We start from the raw sequence: 18,052 nt of genomic DNA, 5'->3' as shown, positions 1-18,052 counted from the left end.
CCCGGCAAACCTTTCCGGCCACAGCACCTAGGCCTCGTTGCCCGGCCCTGGTCCACCCCAGTGGAACAGGGCCATGGCCACGCTGGTGGCCAGGTTGTAGCTGGAGACCTGCGGCCGCATGGGCAGGGACACCAGGTGGTCGGCCCGTGCGCGCAGCTCGGGTGAGATCCCGTGGCGCTCCGAGCCGAAGGCGAGCAGGGCGTCGTCCGGGAGGGTGAGGGTGCGGATGTCCTCGCCCTCCGGATCGAGCACGTAGAGCGGCCCGGGCGGCAGCGTGTCCAGGGTCACCTTGTCCACGACGGTGGCGTAGTGCAGCCCGGCCCCGGCCCGGACCACGTTCGGGTGCCAGGGGTCGAGGTCGCCGCGGGTCACCACGCCAGTGGCGCCGAAACCGGCGGCGAGGCGGACGACGGCCCCGACGTTGCCGAGGTTGCGGGGGTTGTCGAGCACGACGACCGGCGCGGCCCGAGGCGTCTTCGCCAGCGCGGCCCGTCCTGCCTCCCGGTCGGGCCGCACGGCGAGCGCGGCCACCCCGGTGGGGTGCACGCGCGGCACCAGCTGCTTCAGCGGCGCCGCCCGCACCAGCCGGGCCACGTCCCCCTCGACATCCGGCGCCAGCCCGCCCGCGAGCACCCGTACGCCCTCGGGATCGTCGGCGACGGCCATGTGGATCCGGGCCCCGAAGCGCAGGGCGTGCTTCAGCGCATGAAACCCGTCCAGGAGCACAAGATCCTCCCGCCCAGCGGCCTCCTGCCACCGCCGCACCATCTCATCCGCACTCCCGTGGTCACTCATACCCCGACCCTACGATCCGCGGCCTACCCCGCCGCGCGGAGCCATCCCCCACCCCGCCCCTTCCCGACACCGGGCTCCGCCCGGCCCCGCGCCTCACACGCCGGCGAGGCTTGATGCCGCAGGCACCAGAGGCGCACCCACCCACCCGGCCGGCCCTGGAGACGCACCCACCACCCCGGCCCGCGCTTGAGGCGCACCCCCACCCAGCCCCTCCGGCGTGTGAGGAGCGGGTACGGGGCGGAGCCCCGGATCTTTCAGCCTCGCCGGCGTTTGAGGCGCGGGGTCTGGGGCGGAGCCCCAGCAGCGGCGCCGCAGGGCGCACTCAGCGCGGCACGGGACTCGGCTCAGCAGCAGCAGCAGCAGCAGCAGCAGCAGCAGCACGCGACCCGGCAGCCGCCCCCCACCCCGGCCGGAGGACGGCGACCCGAACGCCGAGCCACACCAGAAACCCCGTCGGCAGGAACACCGCGTCAGCGGCGATCATCGCCAGCGAGAAGAACGGCAGGCCCAGCAGCACCGCGATCCCCGCGTGCTCCAGCATCATCAGCGCCAGCAGCACGTTCTTGATCCGCCGGTTGAACAGCGTGAACGGAAACGCCACCTGCACCGCCACCGTCCCGTAGGACAGCAGCATCACCACCGTCCCACTGCTCGCCACCAGCCCCGACAGCCCCGGCCACGGCGTGAAGTAGTCCAGCCCCAAGGGGTAGTACAGCGCCGTCCCGTCCTGCCACCGCGATCCCTGGATCTTGTACCAGCCCGCCGTCGCGTAGATCAGGCACACCTCCGCCGTGATCACCAGCATCCCCGCGTTGTGCAGCAGGTTCGCCAGGACGTCCAGGACCGCCCGCCCCTCGCCCTCCGCCTCGTAGCGGTCCACCAGCCACCACAGCCCGCAGACCACCCACAGCCCCGCGAAGGCCGCCAGCCACCCGGCCCCGAACCGCCCCGTGGCCGCCCCGTACGCGAAGACCGCGCCCAGCACGGCCCACAGCACCGGCCCGGCCGCCCCCGCCGACGCCGAGCCCCGCAGCCGGGCCCGCCGCGCGTCCAGGGACCACACCTGCGCGCACCGCGTCAGCACCAGGTAGATCGCCATCAGGTGGACGACGTTGTCCCCGCCGTCCCCCATGAACACGCTGCGGTTCTGCAGCGCCAGCACCCCGATCATGAACACCACCGACGTGGCCCGCGTCCGCCACCCCAGCAGCAGCCCCGCGCTCGCCAGCACACAGACCCCGTAGACGATCTCGAACCACAGGGCCGAGTCCGACCACATCAGCACCGAGAAGGCCCCGTTCGAGGCGAGCAGCCGCTCCGCCAGCGCCCAGCTCCACGGCCCGTCCGGCCCGTACAGCTCGGCCCGGTGGGGGAACTCCCGCAGCAGGAAGAACAGCCAGGTCCCGGCAAAGCCGATCCGCACCACAGCGCTCTGGTACGGGCCCAGCGCCTGCCCGGTGGCCTTCGCCAGCGCCCGCGCCGCCGAGGCCCTCACACCGTCCACCACGGCAGCTCCCGGTAGTACGTCCGCGTGTCGGTCGTCTCGTCGCTCCACTTCGGGGCGGCCACCGCCCTCGTCGCCGAGCGCAGCTGGATCCGCAGGATGTACCCGCCCCGGTGGGCCGGCCGCAGCCGGTCCAGCGCGATCCGCCGCAGGTACTCCTCGGACAGCTCGCCGCGCTCCCCGTTCGGGTTGTTGTCCTCGTCGTGGGAGCCGGTGAAGAAGTCCCAGGCCCGGCGGAGCTCGTTCTGCTCCGTGTGGCTCGGCAGCAGGCTGTGCCGGATGGCCGCGCCGTCCTCGGCGCTCAGGTCCCGCCAGTCGGTGGTGGTGAGCTCGCCGGCCGCGGTGCGCACCTGGGCCCGCACCTCCACCGAGATGTTCTGCTGGAGCGGGTTGGGCGCGAAGAGCTTCCAGTTCTGTTCGAACTCGGGGTAGACCCACCCGTCGACCGTCTGCGCGTGCCGCTTGCTCACCGTGTTGGACGGGGCGACGTGCAGGAACACGAGGGCGAGGTGGCCGCAGGCCGCCACGGCGACGGCTCCGAGGGCCAGCGCGGCGACCACCCGGTACGGGGTGGACAGACCGGCGATTCCGGGCGCCCGGAGGGGTGCGGGGGCGGTCCCTTCGGCGGGCTCGTGCGCGTGCGAATCCATCCCGCCCCGATCGTCCGGCGTCCACAGGGTTGACCACAGAGGTTGACACCCTACGGGCCGCCGTCTCACCATTGAAGAGGATGAACCGAACGATCGGTCGGTCGGGCGGACGGCGGACTCTGACAGGGGGCCGGGATGGTGGCAGTGACCCCGGAAACGGGGCCGGACACGGCCCTCGGGACAGACAGGACCGATGGGACGGATGGCTCTGATGGGACGGATGGGACGGATGGGAAAGGTATGACGGCTGACCTGGGCGCACAGCTCGCGGCCGCCTTCGACGCGGCCGTCGCGGCGGAGGAGCGTGTGGAGCCGCGCGACTGGATGCCGGACGAATACCGCGCCTCCCTGGTCCGCCAGATGGCCCAGCACGCCCACTCCGAGATCATCGGCATGCAGCCCGAGGCCAACTGGATCACCCGCGCGCCCTCGCTGCGCCGCAAGGCGATCCTGATGGCCAAGGTGCAGGACGAGGCCGGCCACGGCCTGTATCTGTACAGCGCCGCCGAGACCCTGGGCACCAGCCGCGACGAGCTGCTCGACAAGCTCCACGCGGGCAAGCAGAAGTACTCCTCGATCTTCAACTACCCGACCCTGACCTGGGCGGACGTCGGCGCCATCGGCTGGCTCGTGGACGGCGCGGCGATCACCAACCAGGTGCCGCTGTGCCGCTGCTCCTACGGGCCCTACGCGCGCGCCATGGTCCGGATCTGCAAGGAGGAGTCCTTCCACCAGCGCCAGGGGTATGAGCTGCTCCTCGCCCTCTCGCAGGGCACCGAGGCCCAGCACGCGATGGCCCAGGACGCCGTCGACCGGTGGTGGTGGCCCTCGCTGATGATGTTCGGCCCGCCGGACGACGAGTCGGCGCACTCGGCGCAGTCGATGGCCTGGCGGATCAAGCGCCACTCCAACGACGAGCTGCGCCAGCGGTTCGTGGACATCGCCGTCCCGCAGGCGGAGGCGCTGGGCCTGACCCTGCCCGACCCGGACCTGAAGTGGAACGAGGAGCGCGGGCACCACGACTTCGGCGCCATCGACTGGACGGAGTTCTGGAACGTGCTCAAGGGCAACGGCCCGTGCAACGAGCAGCGGATCAGCCAGCGGCGCACGGCCCACGAGGAAGGCGCCTGGGTGCGCGACGCGGCCGCGGCGTATGCGGGGAAGCAGGCGCAGAAGCAGGCCGAAGAGGACGCGGCGAAGCACGCCGGCGACACCGCCGGACAGAACGAGGAGGCACGGGTATGACGCAGAACTGGCCGCTGTGGGAGGTGTTCGTGCGCTCGCGGCGCGGCCTCTCGCACACGCACGCGGGAAGCCTGCACGCCCCCGACGCGGAGATGGCCCTGCGCAACGCCCGCGATCTCTACACCCGGCGCGGCGAGGGCATCTCGATCTGGGTGGTGCCCTCCACCGAGATCACCGCCTCCTCGCCCGACGAGCGGGACCCCTTCTTCGCCCCGTCCGCCGACAAGCCGTACCGGCACCCCACCTTCTATGACATCCCGGAGGGGGTGAGCCACCTGTGACCAGCACCGATGTCATCCAGTCGGCGGCGCTCGCCCTCGGCGACGACGCCCTGGTCCTCTCCCACCGCCTCGGCGAATGGGCGGGTCACGCCCCCGTCCTGGAGGAGGAGGTCGCCCTTGCCAACATCGCCCTCGACCTCCTCGGCCAGGCGCGCCTGCTGCTGTCCATGGCCGGTGACGAGGACGAGCTGGCGTTCCTGCGCGAGGAGCGCTCCTTCCGCAACCTCCAGCTGGTCGAGCAGCCGAACGGCGACTTCGCCCACACCATCGCCCGCCAGCTCTTCTTCTCCTTCTACCAGCACGAGCTCTACGGGGAACTGGCCCGCGGGGACGGCCCGTTCGCGCCGCTGGCCGCCAAGGCCGTGAAGGAGACCGCCTACCACCGGGACCACGCCGAGCAGTGGACCCTGCGCCTCGGTGACGGCACCGAGGAGAGCGGGCGCCGCATCCGGGCCGCCCTGGACGCGCTGTGGAAGTACACCGGCGAGATGTTCCAGCCGGTGGAAGGTCTGGACGGCGTGGACTGGGCCGCCCTGGAAGGGCGTTGGCTGGCCGCGCTGACCGACGTACTGGAGCGGGCCGGGCTCGCACTGCCCGAGGGGCCGCGCACCGGCGCCTGGGCAGCCGGAGCCGGGCGCCAGGGCCTGCACACCGAGCCGTTCGGCCGGCTGCTCGCCGAGATGCAGCACCTGCACCGCAGCCATCCGGGGGCGTCATGGTGACCGCCGGCGCCGCGATGACCCGGCTGGAGGCCGAGCTGGCCGAGCTGGCCGGGTCCGTCCCGGACCCCGAGCTGCCCGTGCTCAGCCTCGCCGAGCTCGGCGTCCTGCGCGGGGTGCGGATGCACGAGGACGGCCACGTCGAGGTCACCCTCACCCCCACGTACACCGGCTGCCCCGCCATCGAGGCCATGTCCGCCGACATCGAGCGGGTGCTGACCGGCCACGGCATACCGGACGTCCGGGTGACCACCGTGCTGGCCCCCGCCTGGTCGACCGACGACATCAGCGCCGAAGGCCGCCGCAAACTCGCCGAGTTCGGCATCGCCCCGCCGCGCCCGCACGCGGCCGGCGGGCCGGTCCCGCTCACCCTCTCGGTCCGCTGCCCGCACTGCGGATCGACCGACACCGAACTGCTCAGCCGGTTCTCCTCCACCGCCTGCAAGGCGCTGCGCCGCTGCACCGCCTGCCGCGAACCGTTCGACCACTTCAAGGAGCTGTAGATGGCCGCACCCCGCCACGGCGCGTTCCACCCGCTGACGGTGGCGGCAGTCGACCGGCTCACCGATGACTCGGTGGCCCTGACGCTCCGGGTCCCCGAGGAACTGCGCGAGGACTACCGGCACGCCCCCGGCCAGCACCTGACCCTGCGCCGCATCCCCGCCGAGGGCGAGGAGGTCCGGCGCACCTACTCGATCTGCTCCCCCGCCCCGGCGCCCGACGGCCCGGGCCCGGCGGAGCTCCGGGTCGGCGTGCGGCTGGTGGAGGGCGGCGAGTTCTCCACCTTCGCCCACAAGGAGATCGCCGCCGGCGACGTGCTGGAGGTCATGGTCCCGGCCGGGCGGTTCGTGTGGGATCCGGCCGCCGCCCCGGCCGGCGGGCACTACGCGGCCATCGTCGGCGGCAGCGGGATCACCCCCGTGCTGTCGATCGCCGCGAGCCTGCTGGCCGCCCGGCCCGACGCCCGGTTCTGCCTCGTACGCAGCGACCGTACGGCGGCCTCGACGATGTTCCTCGAGGAGGCCGCCGACCTCAAGGACCGGTATCCGGCCCGGTTCCAGCTGGTGACGGTCCTCTCCCGCGAGGAGCAGGAGGCCGGCCTGCCGTCCGGCCGCCTGGACCAGGAGCGGCTGGCCGCCCTGCTGCCGGCGCTGCTGCCGGTGGCCGAGGTGACGGGCTGGTTCCTGTGCGGGCCGTACGGCCTGGTGCAGGGCGCGGAGCGGGCGCTGAGCGCGCTCGGCGTCGTACGGACCCGGGTGCACGAGGAGATCTTCCACGTCGAGGACACCACGGCGAAGGTCCCCGCGGCGGCTGCCACGGCCCCCGCGCACGGGCGGGTCACCGCCCGCCTCGACGGGCGCTCGGGCACCTGGCCGGTCCGGGACGGCGAATCCCTGCTGGACGCGGTGCTCCGCAACCGCGCGGACGCCCCGTACGCCTGCAAGGGCGGCGTGTGCGGCACCTGCCGGGCGTTCCTGGTGACGGGCGAGGTCCGGATGGACCGGAACTTCGCGCTGGAGGCGGAGGAGACGGAAGCCGGATTCGTGCTGGCCTGCCAGTCGCACCCGGTGACGGAGGAAGTGGAGATCGACTTCGACCGCTAGTGCTGTGAGGTCGCCGGCCCTCGGCCCCTCTGTCCAATTTCAGGAAGCTGTTCTATCTTGACGCACCGTCAGACGTGACCGCGCGCGGGAGGACAGGCAGTGGACTTCACCTTCACCGAGGAGCAGCAGGCGGTCGTCGAGGCGGCCCGGGCCGTGTTCGCGGATGTCGCGCCCGACAGCGTGCCCAGCCCCGCGCTCACGCCCGGAGCCGTCGCCGACGAGTTCGACCGCCCGCTGTGGGCCAAGCTCGCCGCCTCCGACCTGCTGAGCCTGGTCCTCGCCGAAGAGCACGGCGGCGCAGGCCTGGACGCCATCGCCCTGTGCCTGGTGCTGCGCGAGGCCGCCAAGGTGCTCGCCCGGGTACCGCTGCTGGAGCACGGCGCCACCGCCTTGGCCGTCCAGGCCCACGGCAGCCCCGAACTGGCCGCCGCCCTGCTGCCGGACGCCGGGCGCGGCCGCCTCGTCCTGACCGCCGCCGCGCACGGCCGCACCGGCCACGACCCGGCCGAACTCGCCGTCACCGCCCACCGCGACGGCGCCGGATGGACCCTCGACGGGGTGCAGACCGCGGTCCCCTGGGCGCACGACGCCGACTGGATCGCCGTCCCGGCCCACACCGGAGAAGGCGAGGCCGTCCTCGCCCTCCTGCCGCGCACCGCGCAGGGCCTGGTCCTCGCCGACCAGTACTCCACCAGCGGGGAGCGCCTCGCCGAACTGACCCTCTCCGGCGTACGGGTGCCGGAAGCGCACCTGATCGAGGACCGCGGCGCGTGGGAGTACCTGCGCCAGCTCCTGGCCATCGGGACCTGTGCCCTCGCACTCGGCCTCGGCGAGAGCGTCCTGACCATGACCAGCCAGTACACCGCAAAGCGCGAGCAGTTCGGCTTCCCGGTGGCCACGTTCCAGGCCGTCGCCGTCCAGGCCGCCGACCGGTACATCGACCTGCGTGCCATGGAGGTCACCCTCTGGCAGGCCGCCTGGCGGCTCGACGCGGCCACCGGCGGCGCCGGCGGCCCGCTGCCGAGCGCCGGTGACGTGGCGGTGGCCAAGATCTGGGCCTCGGAGGGCGTACGACGGGTCGTGCAGACCGCCCAGCACCTGCACGGCGGCTTCGGCGCCGACACCGACTACCCGCTGCACCGCTACCACGCGTGGGCCAAGCAACTGGAACTCCAGCTGGGCCCGGCCGCCGCGCACGAGGAGGCCCTGGGCGACCTGCTGGCCGCCCACCCCCTCGCCTGACGGGACCTACAGCACGAAGGCCGGGTTCCCGCTGTCCGTCACCATCGGGCGCCCGGCGCCATCCCACGCCTGCATCCCGCCGTCGATGTTCACGGCGTCGATGCCCTGGCGCACCAGGTACTGAGTGACCTGCGCGGAACGCCCGCCCACCCGGCACATCACGTGCACCCGCCGACCGTCCTCGACGGCCTCGGTCAGCTCACCGAAGCGGGCCACGAAGTCGCTCATCGGAATGTGCAGAGCCCCCTCGACATGCCCGGCAGCCCATTCGTCGTCCTCCCGGACGTCAAGGACAAAGCCTTCGGAGGGCACCGCGGCGGCGTCCACCGAGGGAAGCGGTCCGAAGTTCATAGCGTCGCCTTCTCTCATCACAGATCTCTCGCCAACCTATCGAACCTCAGCTCCAGGCCCCGAATTCAGCCTCGCCGGGGGGAAATCCCGCCGGCGTTTGAGGCCCGGGGTCCGGGGCGGAGCCCCGATCTTGTACCGGCACCTGTGCACTCAGGGGGCCGAAATCCAGCCCCGCCGGCGTTTGAGGCGTGGGGGCCCCGGACGGAGTCTGGGGGAGGGTCTGGGGCGGAGCCCCAGGAAGCCCGGGCGCAGCCTGGGCGCAGCCTGGGACCGCTTGTGCAGCGGCGCCGCACCCCGGAACAGACCCCTCACCCAGCGGCAGCGACCTCGGCAGCCAGCTCGGCCTCCCGCTCGGCGACCCGTGCCAGCAACTGCTCCGCGATCTCCTCCAGCAGCCGGTCCGGATCGTCCGGAGCCATCCGCAGCATCGACCCGATCGCACTGTCCTCCAGCTCGCGCGCGACCAGCGCCAGCAACTCCTTGCGCTGCGCCAGCCACTCCAGCCGGGCGTACAGCTCCTCGCTCTCGCTCGGCGCAGCCGCCTCCGGCACCGGACCGGCCGCCCACTCCTCTGCCAGCTCGCGCAGCATCCGCTCGTCGCCCCGCCCGTACGCCCCGTTCACCCGCGCGATGAAGGCGTCCCGCCGCTCCCGCTCCGCCTCGTCCTGCGCCAGGTCCGGATGGGCCTGGCGGACCAGCTCGCGGTACAGGCGGCGTACCTCTTCCGTGGGCCGCACCCGCTCCGGCGGCCGCACGGACCGCTCGGTGAGCATCGCGGCCGCGTCGTCGGACATCCCGTCCGAGTCCAGCCAGTCGTGGAACAGCTCCTCCACCCCGGGCATCGGCATGACCAGGGACCGCGCGTCCCGCGCCCGCCGCAGGTCCTCGGGATCCCCGGTGCGCGCCGCCTTCGCCTCGGCGATCAGCGCGTCCAGCTCGTCGAGCCGCGAGTACATCGGTCCGAGCTTCTGGTGGTGCAGGCGGGAGAAGTTCTCCACCTCGACCCGGAAGGTCTCCACCGCGATCTCGAACTCGATCAGCGCCTGCTCGGCGGCCCGTACGGCCCGCTCCAGACGCGCTTCGGGACGCTCCCCACCGCCGGGATCACCCACAACCGTCTGCTCAGGCATCTCAGGCTGCTCGCTCGTCTCAGGCTGCTCGGTGTGCTCGCTCACCCGGCCAGCCTACGGCCCGCCCGCCCGGGCGATGTTTCACGTGGAACATCGCCCGGCCCCGGCCCCGCCGAGCCCGCCGCAGGCGACCCTCAGACGACCCGCAGACGACCCGCGAGCGACCGGTCAGACCCCGGACTCCGCGGCGATCCTGCCGCCCCGGACCGCCGCCACCAGATCGGCGTGGTCGGCCTCGGTCCGGTCGGCGTAGGCCACGGCGAAGGCGGCCATCGCCTCGTCCAGCTCCTCGTTCTTGCCGCAGTACCCCGCCAGCAGCCGCGGATCGGCACTGTGCGCGTGCGCCCGGGCCAGCAGGGCCCCGGTCATCCGGCCGTAGTCGTCGATCTGCTCGACGGCCAGCGCCGCCGGGTCCACGCTGCCCTTGCGGTTGCGGAACTGCCGCACCTGGAAGGGCCGGCCCTCCACCGTGGTCCAGCCCAGCAGGATGTCCGAGACCACCTGCATCCGCTTCTGCCCGGCCACCACCCGCCGCCCCTCGTGCTCCTCCGCCGGCGAGCGGAAGCCCAGCGCGGGCAGATACGGCAGCAGCACCGACGGCCGCGCCTCCTTCACCTGGAGCACCAGCGGCTCACCCCGGTGGTCCAGCAGCAGTACCACGTACGAACGGGTTCCGACGCTCCCGGTGCCCACCACGCGGAAGGCCACGTCATGGATGGCGTACCGGGCCAGCAGCGGCAGACGGTCGCCCGGAAGGGTCTCCAGGTACGGGCCCAGCGCGGCCGCCACGGCCGCCGCCTCCCCGTCCCCGACCCGCCTCAGCACCGGCAGCGCGTCGAGGAAGCGGCGGCCGCCGTCCGGCGCGGCCTCGGTGGACTTGGCCGCGAACCGGGCGGAGGTGTTGTTGCGGGCCTTCTCCGAGACCCGCTCCAGCGTGCCCAGCAGGTCGCGGGCATCGGTGTGCGAGACCAGCTCCTCGTCCGCGATGGCGTTCCACGCGTCGAGGGCGGGCAGCTTGGCCAGCAGCCGCATGGTCCGCCGGTACGCGCCCACCGCGTCCAGCGCGGCCGCCCGGCAGGTGTCCTCGTCCGCGCCTGCCACCCGGCCGGCCAGGACCAGTGAGGTCGCCAGCCGCTTCACGTCCCACTCCCACGGACCGAACACCGTCTCGTCGAAGTCGTTCAGGTCGATGACGAGGCGGCCCCGCGCATCCCCGTACAGCCCGAAGTTCGCCGCGTGCGCGTCCCCGCAGATCTGCGCGCCGACCCCGGTCACCGGGCCGCCGGACAGGTCGTGCGCCATCAGCCCGGCCGCCCCGCGCAGGAAGGCGAAGGGGTTCGCGGCCATCCGGCCCACCCGTATCGGCGCCAGCTCGGGGACCCGTCCGGCATTGGACTCCTCCACCGCCCGCACGGCGTCCGGGCGTCCGGCCGGCGCCTCGAAGGCGGCGTGGGCCGACCGCGGCACGCGGCCGCGCAGCGCCTTGCCCCGCTCCCTCGGAGAACCCTCCGGCGATGCCTGCGCGGCACCCGCCGCGAAAGCCGCCGTGAAAGCCGCCGCGGACCCGGCAGCGGAGCCCGCCGCCGCCCTGGGCGCGAACCCCGCCACCACCGGTATCCGCTGCCCCGCCACCGCTACCGCCGTCATCCGCGCCGCCCCTGCCCGTACGTGATCGCCTTGGGAACGGGCTGACCGTATCCACAGCCCGGCGTCCCTGGCCAGCAGTGCCGCCTGCACCCGGTTCCCGCAGCCCAACTTCGCCAGGATCCGGCTCACATACGTCTTCACGGTCGCCTCGCTCATGTGCAGCCGCCGGCCCGCGTCCGCAGGGGACAGCCCCTCCCCCAGCAGCGCCAGCGCCCCCCGCTCGCGCTCGCTCAGCTCCGCCACCTGGCGCCGCGCCTCCTCGCCCCGTACGGCGGCCTTCCCCGAGGCCAGCTGGTCCACCACGTGCCGGGTCGCCGCAGGCGAGAGGTACGCGTCCCCGGCCGCGGCGGCCCGGACGGCGCCGATCAGCTCGCCGGACGCCGAGTCCTTCAGCAGAGCCCGCGCCGCCCTGCCCCAGCGCCCGCAGGACGTTCTCCTTCTCGCCGAAGGTGGTCAGGATCAGCGCCCGCACCTCCGGAACGGCGCGCCCCAGCTCCCCCAGCGCGGTCAGCCCGTCCATCACCGGCATGGATGTCCAGCAGCACCACCTCGGGCGCGTGCGCGCGGGCCAGTTCCACGGCCTCCCTGCCGTTCGCCGCCTCCGCGACGGCCTCGATGTCCTGCGCCGAGGTCAGGATCATCCTGATCCCGGCCCGGATCAGCGGCTCGCCGTCAGCGATCACCACTCGGATCACCTTGGCTGTCACCCGCGCTCCTACTGCTTGACCTCGTACGCCTGTTTGTCCACGAGCTTGCCGTCCTTGAAGCAGAACCGGAAAACCGTATCCGTGCTCAGATCCGGCGAGTCCTCCGACGACAGCAGCGCCAGACACACCGTGCCCTCCGGCCGCTGGGGGCCCTCGCGGTCCACCCCCGCCGTGAGGATGCTGTCCCCGCCCGGCAGCCGGTCGCGCACCGCCGCCTCGGACTCGCCCACCGTCACCTCGTCGAACTGCGCCCCCGACGCGGTCGACGAGCGGGACGAACAGGTCCGGCTGGGCTGGCTGATGGAGGGCATCGGCCACCACCGCGACGAGTTCGCAGGACGCCGGCTCGTGCCGGACGACCTGTACGAGACCCTGCGCCGGGACGGCAGCCCGCTGGCCCGGATGGGCCGGGAGCGCCTCGGCCGGGTGGTGGACCTGATGGGCCGCCACCAGATCCTGAACACCCGCTACGAGCCGGGGGAGTACGGCGGAGCGGTCGAACTGTTCCTGGCCGAGCACTCGCCCTGGGGCGAGGTGACCGACAAGGACGTCCTGTGGAAGGAGTTCATGACCGGCTCCGTGCGGGTCCACCGCATCGACTGCGCGCACGACGACATGCTGAACCCGGAGCCGCTGACCGCCATCGGTCCGGCCCTGCGGACCGCCCTCGACACGTGGAAGGCCGGTGGCCGGTCATGACGACCACCCTGCCGCGTCCCGCGGCCGAACCGGACAAGACCGCCGCGACCGGGAGGCCGCAGCCCGCGGCGGCCCGGCCGGCGGGCCTGCGGACCCTGCTCACCGAGGCCGGTGCCGTCATCGGCCGCCGGCTGCGCCGGATGCGGCGCGCCCCCGGGCGCTCGATCGGCATCGTCCTCAACCCGATGCTCTCGCTGATCATGCTCGGCTACCTGTTCCGCAACTCGATCCACCTGCCCCAGGGCGGCGACTACGTCGAGTACGTCTTCGCCGGCGGAGCCGTCCAGGTCGGCCTGGCCTGCGTCGGACCCACGGCCGTCTCCCTCGCCCTGGACCTCCAGGGCGGGCTGGTCGACCGGTTCCGCTCCCTCCCCATCAACCGGGCCTCGATACCGATCGGGCACACCGCAGCGGACTGGCTCGTGGGCATGGGCGGGCTGGGCACCACCGTCGTGATCGGCCTCGCCCTGGGCTGGCGTTCGCACACCGGGCTGGTGCCCACCCTGGCGGGCTTCGCCCTCATCGCGGTCTTCATCTACGCGATGCTGTGGCTCGGCGTGCTGCTCGCGCTGACCCTGCGCAGCGTCGAGACGATCAGCGTGGTGGCCCCGTTCATCGTGGTCGTCCTGCCCTTCCTGTCCAGCGCGTTCCTCTCGCCGCAGACCATGCCGGCGGCCCTGCGACCGCTCGCCGAGTGGAATCCGGTCACCGCCGTCATCGCGTCCTGCCGCGACCTGTGGGGGAACCCGGACACGCCCAGCACCGGCTTCGCGGGCACCCATCCGCTCCTGGTCGTCACGGTCACCCTGACCGTGACCTTCGTGACCTGCACCGTCGTGAGCCTGCGCCGCTTCCGTACGACGACCAGCTGAAGACCCGAGGACCCACACCATGACCGTGACCCAGGACGTGGCCCCGGCCACCGGCCCCGACCGCCCCGGCCCCGCCGGCTTCGACCTCACCGCCCTCGACCTCACCGACCCGCAGACCTTCCTGGACGTCGACCCGCACGCCATGTGGCGCCGGTTCCGCGCCGAGAGCCCGGTGCACTGGCACCCAGCCGGGCCGCGCACCCCCGGCTTCTGGGTGCTCTCCACGTACGCCGACGCCGTGGCCGTCTACCGGGACAACAAGCGCTTCACCTCCGAGAAGGGCAACGTCCTCACCACCCTGCTCCAGGGCGAGGACTCCGCCTCCCGCAAGATGCTCGCCGTCACCGACGGCGTCCGGCACCGCGAGATCCGCAACGTGATGCTCAAGTCGTTCGCGCCGCGCGTCCTCGAGCCGGTCGTCGCCGGGGTCCACACCCACACGCGCGAACTGCTCGGCCGGGCGGTCGCGGCGGACCGGGTGGACTTCGTCGCCGACGTCGTCGACCACATCCCGATCCAGACCATGGGCGACCTGCTCGACATCCCGCACGCCGACCGCCCGCGGCTGGTGGAGTGGAACACGCAGACCCTGGCGCGGCACGGCTCCGGGGACGACGAGTTCCAGTCCCTCATGGCCCGCAACGAGATCATCATGTACATGGGCGAGCTGGCGGCCGAGCGGCGCCGGAACCCGGGCGAGGACGTCCTCAGCGTCCTCGCCGCGGCGACCGTCGACGGCAAGCCGCTCACCGAGGACGAGATCGTCTTCAACACCTACAGCCTGATCCTCGGCGGCGACGAGTCCACCCGGACCTCCCTCATCGGCGGGCTGATCGCCCTCGCCGAGCATCCCGAGCAGTGGCGCCGGCTCAAGTCCGGCGAGGTGTCGGCGGATGCGGCGACCGAGGAGATCCTGCGCTGGACGACCCCGGCGATGCACTTCGGACGCCGTGCGCTGGTCGACGTACCGCTGCGCGACAAGGTCGTCCGGGCGGGCGACATCGTCACCCTCTGGAACACCTCGGCCAACTTCGACGAGCAGGCCTTCACCGACCCGCAGCGCTTCGACGCCGGCCGCAGCCCCAACAAGCACGTGGTGTTCGGCCATGGACCGCACTTCTGCCTCGGCGCGTTCCTGGGCCGGGTGCACGTGAAGGCGATGGTCGAAGCCGTCCGCGACATGGTCGACGACATCACCCTGCTGGGCCCGCCCCAGCGCCTCTACTCCAACTTCGTCCGGGCCTACAGCGCCCTGCCCGTCGCGTTCACCGCCCGGGCGGCGGCACAGGAGGCACCGGCACCTGCGACGCCGCGCCAGACCGGCAAGGAGACCCACTGACATGCGACACGAGACACGCACGGCCGGCGGCACCACCCTGGCCGTCCTGTACGCCGACACCCAGTCCGCCGGGGTCCGCACCCGGGCCGAGGAGCTCCTGGCGGAGCACGGCGCCGTCCTCGTACGAGGCCTCGGACTCACCGACGCGGACGCCTTCCACGCCGCCGTGACCCTCTTCGGCGACTCCCTCATCGACAGCTACCGGGGCGGGAACACCCCCCGGGCGGCCGTCTCCGACGGGGTGTTCACCTCGACCGAGTACCCGGCCCGGTTCGACATCTCCCTCCACAACGAGATGTCGTACGCCCGGTCCTGGCCCACCCGGCTGTTCTTCGGCTGCCTGACGGCGCCCGAGACCGGCGGCGCCACCCCGGTCTGTGACGGCGGCGCGCTGCTGGCCTCGCTGCCGCCGGACGTACGGGACCGGTTCGCCTCGGGAGTCGTCTACCGGCAGCACCTGCACGGGGGCTTCGGGCTCGGCAAGTCCTGGCAGGCCACCTTCGAGACCGAGGACAAGGCGGTGGTCGAGCGGTTCCTGGAGGACTCGGAGGCCGAGTACGTCTGGACCGCCGACGGCGGCCTGCGGGTCGCCCAGCACCGTCCCGGCATCCGGCACAACCCGCGGACGGGCACCGACACCTGGTTCAACCAGGCCGACCAGTGGCACCCGTCCAACCTGCCGGACGACGAGGTCGGCGCCGACGCGATCCTCGTGGGCGAGGCCCTCGTCACCAGCGGCCACCACCGGGAGGCGGTGGCCGCGCTGGTGGCGGCGGGCCGCAGGCTCAACGCACCGCGGCCGCAAGGCGTCCGGTTCCCGCGGCTGCCCGGTTCTCCCGGCAGCGCTTTCCCGTGACGGCCACCCAGCGCTCCAGCACGGCGGCCGCCGCCCCGGAGTCCACCGCCTCGGCGGCCCGCGCCACCCCGTCGGCCAGCCGCGCGGCGACCGGCCGCCCGTCGGGGGACAGGGCCGCCAGCCCGGCCGCCGCCGACAGCAGGACCGCGTCCCGGACCGGCCCACGGGCGCCGGCCAGCACCTCGCGGGCCACCCGCGCGTTGTGGACCCGGTCGCCGCCGCGCAGCGCGTCGGCCGGCGCGTAGGGGATCCCGATGTCCCGTGGATCGAAGGTCTCCGCCCGCACGCCGGACCCGGTGGCCGACCACACGGTGGAGGTGGTGGTGACCGTCAGCTCGTCCATGCCGTCGTCACCGCGGAAGACCAGCGCGGACACCCCTCGCCGGTCCAACACCTCGGCGATCAGCGGCGCCAGCCGCGCGTCGGCGACCCCCACCGCCTGCGCGGCCGGATCGGCCGGATTGGTCAGCGGGCCCAGGGCGTTGAAGACCGTACGGACGCCCAGTTCGCGGCGGGGGCCGGCGGCGTACCGCATGGCCGGGTGAAACACCTGGGCGAAACAGAAGGTGATGCCGGTCTCGACCGCGACGTCCGCGACCTCCGCCGCGGGCAGGTCCAGGGCCACCCCGAGCTCCTCCAGCACGTCGGCCGAACCGCAGGCGGACGAGGCGGACCGGTTCCCGTGCTTGACGACCCGGGCACCGGCCCCCGCGGCCACCACCGCGGAGATGGTGGAGACGTTCACGCTGTGCGAGCCGTCGCCGCCCGTGCCGACGATGTCGAGCGCGGGGCCGGGCACCGACAGCGGCACCGCGTGGCGGCGCATCCCGCGCACCAGCCCCTCCACCTCCTGCGCGGTCTCCCCCTTGGCCCGCAGGGCCGTCAGCAACCCGGCGAGCCGGACCGGCCCGGCCTCGCCGGACATCACCCGGTCCATCGCCCACTCGGTCTCCCGCGCGGAGAGGTCCCGGCGGTCCAGCAACGCGTCCAGCAATTCCGGCCAGGCAGTCACGAATATCTCCTCGAGCGATGAAGAGCAACGGGAAACGGTCCGCCACCCAGTGTGGGAAACATGCGGGCTGCTTTCCAGACCACTGCCGGGAGCCGCGCACAGTCCAATTCGGAAGACACCGAAGGAGAAATTCAATGGCGCTGCACGCCGCGGTCACACTCGTCAGGGAATCCGAAATTCCGCTGACCTCGCAGATCCAGCGATTCATCAAGAAGGAAGTGACCGAGGGAGTCCTGCACCCGGGCACCCGGCTGCCCTCCAGCCGCCGGCTCGCGGACGACCTCGGCGTCTCCCGCAGCGTGGTGGTGGAGGCGTACGGACAGCTGATCGCCGAGGGCTACCTGGAGGCCGTGCAGGGCGCCGGCACCCAGGTCGTGCGCCACCTCGACCCCGCCGCACCCGCACCGCCCGTGGCCTCCCTGCTGGACGACGGGCACGCCGGCCGCCGGGACCCCGCCGTCCGCTGGGACCTGCGCCCCGGCGGGGGGAACGTCCCCGGCTTCCCCCGCCGCGAATGGCTCGCCTCCTACCAGCGGGCCCTGAACACCGCCGACCCGTCCGCCCTGGACTACCCGCCGCTCGCCGGGGACCCCCGGCTGCGCCTCGAACTCGCCCGCTACCTGGGCCGTATGTGCGGGGTGCGCAGCACGCCCGCACAGGTCATGGTGACCGCGGGGTTCGCCCAGGCGCTGGGCCTGCTGACCGCCGTGCTCCCTCAGCTGCGCATCACCGCCCTCGCCATCGAGAACCCCGGACACCCCGGCCAGCGCCGCTTCGTCCACGAGAGCGGCCTGCGGCCCGTACCGCTGCCGGTGGACGGGGAGGGCCTCGACGTCGGCGCGCTCGCCGCCTCCGGCGCCCGCGCCGTCCTGGTCACCCCCGCGCACCAGTTCCCCACCGGGGCCACCCTCTCCGCACGGCGCCGCGAGGCGCTGGTGCGGTGGGCGCACGAGGTGGACGGCCTGATCATCGAGGACGACTACGACCGCGGCCTGTGGTACGAGCGGGGAGCCGGCCGGCCGCTGGCACTCCAGCGGCTCGCTCCCGACCACGTTGTGTACGCGGGGACCGCCAGCAAATCGATGGCCCCCGGGCTGTGCCTCGGCTGGCTGGCCGCCCCCGCCCCGCTGCTGGACCGGCTCCAGCGGGCCCGGGCCCGCCAGGACCTCGGCACCGACGTGCTCACCCAGCTGGCGTTCGCCGAATTCCTGCACGGCGGCGCGTACGACCGGCACCTGCGGCGGCTGGGCGCCCTGTGCCGCTCCCGCCACGACGCACTGCTGGAGGCCGTGCACCGGCACCTGCCGGGAGCCGCCGTGACGGGGCGGCCGCCGGACTGCACGCGTACGTGACGCTGCCCCGGCACACCGACGAGTCGGCGCTGGTGGCCGGGGCGCTG

20 protein-coding genes and 1 pseudogene are annotated in these 18,052 nt (G+C 73.3%); 11 read left to right on the top strand and 10 right to left on the bottom strand.

Features of this window, described 5'->3' with window-relative positions; all coding sequences use genetic code 11:
* Positions 1-27: 27 nt before the first annotated feature.
* The 3 genes from J7E94_RS11170 to J7E94_RS11160 all read right to left on the bottom strand — a co-directional run bounded on the left by J7E94_RS11170 (position 28) and on the right by J7E94_RS11160 (position 2,949).
* Positions 28-795, bottom strand: a complete 768-nt coding sequence (locus J7E94_RS11170; protein ID WP_215014533.1) for an RNA methyltransferase — start codon at positions 793-795, stop codon at positions 28-30.
* Positions 796-1,117: 322 nt separating this feature from the next.
* Positions 1,118-2,299, bottom strand: a complete 1,182-nt coding sequence (locus J7E94_RS11165; protein WP_308344877.1) for an HTTM domain-containing protein — start codon at positions 2,297-2,299, stop codon at positions 1,118-1,120.
* A complete protein-coding gene (locus J7E94_RS11160; protein WP_374224422.1) occupies positions 2,287-2,949 on the bottom strand; it encodes a DUF5819 family protein in 663 nt (220 codons plus the stop codon). Before J7E94_RS11160 ends, J7E94_RS11165 begins: the two co-directional genes overlap by 13 nt.
* Before the next feature lie 240 nt (positions 2,950-3,189).
* Here J7E94_RS11160 and paaA point away from each other — a divergent pair, with 240 nt between their 5' ends.
* The 6 genes from paaA (at position 3,190) to J7E94_RS11130 (ending at position 8,040) form a co-directional block, all read left to right on the top strand.
* Positions 3,190-4,194: a 1,2-phenylacetyl-CoA epoxidase subunit PaaA gene (gene paaA, locus J7E94_RS11155; RefSeq protein WP_215014531.1), complete on the top strand. Its 1,005-nt coding sequence runs from the start codon at positions 3,190-3,192 to the stop codon at positions 4,192-4,194.
* Complete coding sequence (gene paaB / locus J7E94_RS11150) at positions 4,191-4,475, top strand: 1,2-phenylacetyl-CoA epoxidase subunit PaaB (protein ID WP_030009045.1); 285 nt, start codon at positions 4,191-4,193, stop codon at positions 4,473-4,475. The genes paaA and paaB overlap by 4 nt, the downstream gene beginning before the upstream one ends.
* Entirely contained in the window at positions 4,472-5,197 is a 726-nt protein-coding gene (paaC, locus tag J7E94_RS11145; protein ID WP_215014530.1) for a 1,2-phenylacetyl-CoA epoxidase subunit PaaC, read from the top strand. Before paaB ends, paaC begins: the two co-directional genes overlap by 4 nt.
* Positions 5,191-5,697, top strand: coding sequence for a 1,2-phenylacetyl-CoA epoxidase subunit PaaD (gene paaD / locus J7E94_RS11140; RefSeq protein ID WP_215014529.1), 507 nt, complete (start codon positions 5,191-5,193; stop codon positions 5,695-5,697). Before paaC ends, paaD begins: the two co-directional genes overlap by 7 nt.
* Positions 5,698-6,798: a 2Fe-2S iron-sulfur cluster-binding protein gene (locus J7E94_RS11135; protein ID WP_215014527.1), complete on the top strand. Its 1,101-nt coding sequence runs from the start codon at positions 5,698-5,700 to the stop codon at positions 6,796-6,798.
* Between the two features lie 99 nt (positions 6,799-6,897).
* The gene (locus tag J7E94_RS11130) at positions 6,898-8,040 is read left to right on the top strand and encodes an acyl-CoA dehydrogenase family protein (protein WP_215014525.1); all 1,143 of its coding nucleotides are present in this window, start codon (positions 6,898-6,900) and stop codon (positions 8,038-8,040) included.
* A 6-nt stretch (positions 8,041-8,046) separates the two neighbouring features.
* Here J7E94_RS11130 and J7E94_RS11125 read toward each other — a convergent pair whose 3' ends face one another.
* From J7E94_RS11125 to J7E94_RS11105, 6 genes and pseudogenes are all read right to left on the bottom strand, one after another.
* Positions 8,047-8,391 carry a rhodanese-like domain-containing protein gene (locus tag J7E94_RS11125; RefSeq protein WP_215014523.1) on the bottom strand — a complete coding sequence of 115 codons (345 nt, stop codon included), beginning with the start codon at positions 8,389-8,391 and terminating at the stop codon, positions 8,047-8,049.
* Between the two features lie 308 nt (positions 8,392-8,699).
* A complete protein-coding gene (locus J7E94_RS11120) occupies positions 8,700-9,521 on the bottom strand; it encodes a J domain-containing protein (RefSeq protein WP_215014579.1) in 822 nt (273 codons plus the stop codon).
* A 168-nt stretch (positions 9,522-9,689) separates the two neighbouring features.
* Positions 9,690-11,168, bottom strand: a complete 1,479-nt coding sequence (locus J7E94_RS11115; protein ID WP_251056494.1) for a DUF2252 domain-containing protein — start codon at positions 11,166-11,168, stop codon at positions 9,690-9,692.
* Between the two features lie 129 nt (positions 11,169-11,297).
* Positions 11,298-11,411: pseudogene (locus tag J7E94_RS35640) on the bottom strand (sigma factor-like helix-turn-helix DNA-binding protein); the annotation flags it as partial.
* 146 nt (positions 11,412-11,557) lie between these two features.
* Positions 11,558-11,875: a response regulator gene (locus tag J7E94_RS34395; RefSeq protein ID WP_308344875.1), complete on the bottom strand. Its 318-nt coding sequence runs from the start codon at positions 11,873-11,875 to the stop codon at positions 11,558-11,560.
* 8 nt (positions 11,876-11,883) lie between these two features.
* On the bottom strand, positions 11,884-12,039 hold the full coding sequence (locus J7E94_RS11105) for a hypothetical protein (RefSeq protein WP_215014521.1): 156 nt from the start codon (positions 12,037-12,039) through the stop codon (positions 11,884-11,886).
* 7 nt (positions 12,040-12,046) lie between these two features.
* Between J7E94_RS11105 and J7E94_RS11100 the strand changes: the two genes are divergently transcribed.
* The 4 genes from J7E94_RS11100 to J7E94_RS11085 are packed head-to-tail and all read left to right on the top strand — an operon-like array spanning position 12,047 to position 15,641.
* On the top strand, positions 12,047-12,574 hold the full coding sequence (locus J7E94_RS11100; RefSeq protein WP_215014519.1) for a hypothetical protein: 528 nt from the start codon (positions 12,047-12,049) through the stop codon (positions 12,572-12,574).
* On the top strand, positions 12,571-13,446 hold the full coding sequence (locus J7E94_RS11095) for an ABC transporter permease (RefSeq protein ID WP_215014517.1): 876 nt from the start codon (positions 12,571-12,573) through the stop codon (positions 13,444-13,446). The genes J7E94_RS11100 and J7E94_RS11095 overlap by 4 nt, the downstream gene beginning before the upstream one ends.
* Before the next feature lie 19 nt (positions 13,447-13,465).
* Positions 13,466-14,785, top strand: a complete 1,320-nt coding sequence (locus J7E94_RS11090) for a cytochrome P450 (protein ID WP_215014514.1) — start codon at positions 13,466-13,468, stop codon at positions 14,783-14,785.
* 1 nt (position 14,786) lies between these two features.
* Complete coding sequence (locus J7E94_RS11085; protein ID WP_215014512.1) at positions 14,787-15,641, top strand: TauD/TfdA family dioxygenase; 855 nt, start codon at positions 14,787-14,789, stop codon at positions 15,639-15,641.
* On the opposite strand, the gene trpD is transcribed toward J7E94_RS11085, so the two are convergent.
* Positions 15,571-16,653 carry an anthranilate phosphoribosyltransferase gene (trpD, locus tag J7E94_RS11080; RefSeq protein WP_308344872.1) on the bottom strand — a complete coding sequence of 361 codons (1,083 nt, stop codon included), beginning with the start codon at positions 16,651-16,653 and terminating at the stop codon, positions 15,571-15,573. The genes J7E94_RS11085 and trpD overlap by 71 nt on opposite strands.
* Positions 16,654-16,787: 134 nt before the next feature.
* On the opposite strand from trpD, the gene J7E94_RS11075 reads away from it, so the two are divergent.
* Positions 16,788-18,005 carry a PLP-dependent aminotransferase family protein gene (locus tag J7E94_RS11075; protein ID WP_251056474.1) on the top strand — a complete coding sequence of 406 codons (1,218 nt, stop codon included), beginning with the start codon at positions 16,788-16,790 and terminating at the stop codon, positions 18,003-18,005.
* Positions 18,006-18,052: the final 47 nt, after the last annotated feature.

Source organism: Streptomyces sp. ISL-94 (genome assembly GCF_018614075.1).
In the GTDB taxonomy this organism is placed as follows: Bacteria; Actinomycetota; Actinomycetes; order Streptomycetales; family Streptomycetaceae; genus Streptomyces.
Note: the sequence above shows the minus strand (reverse complement) of the source record. Positions and strands in the feature narration are given on the sequence as shown.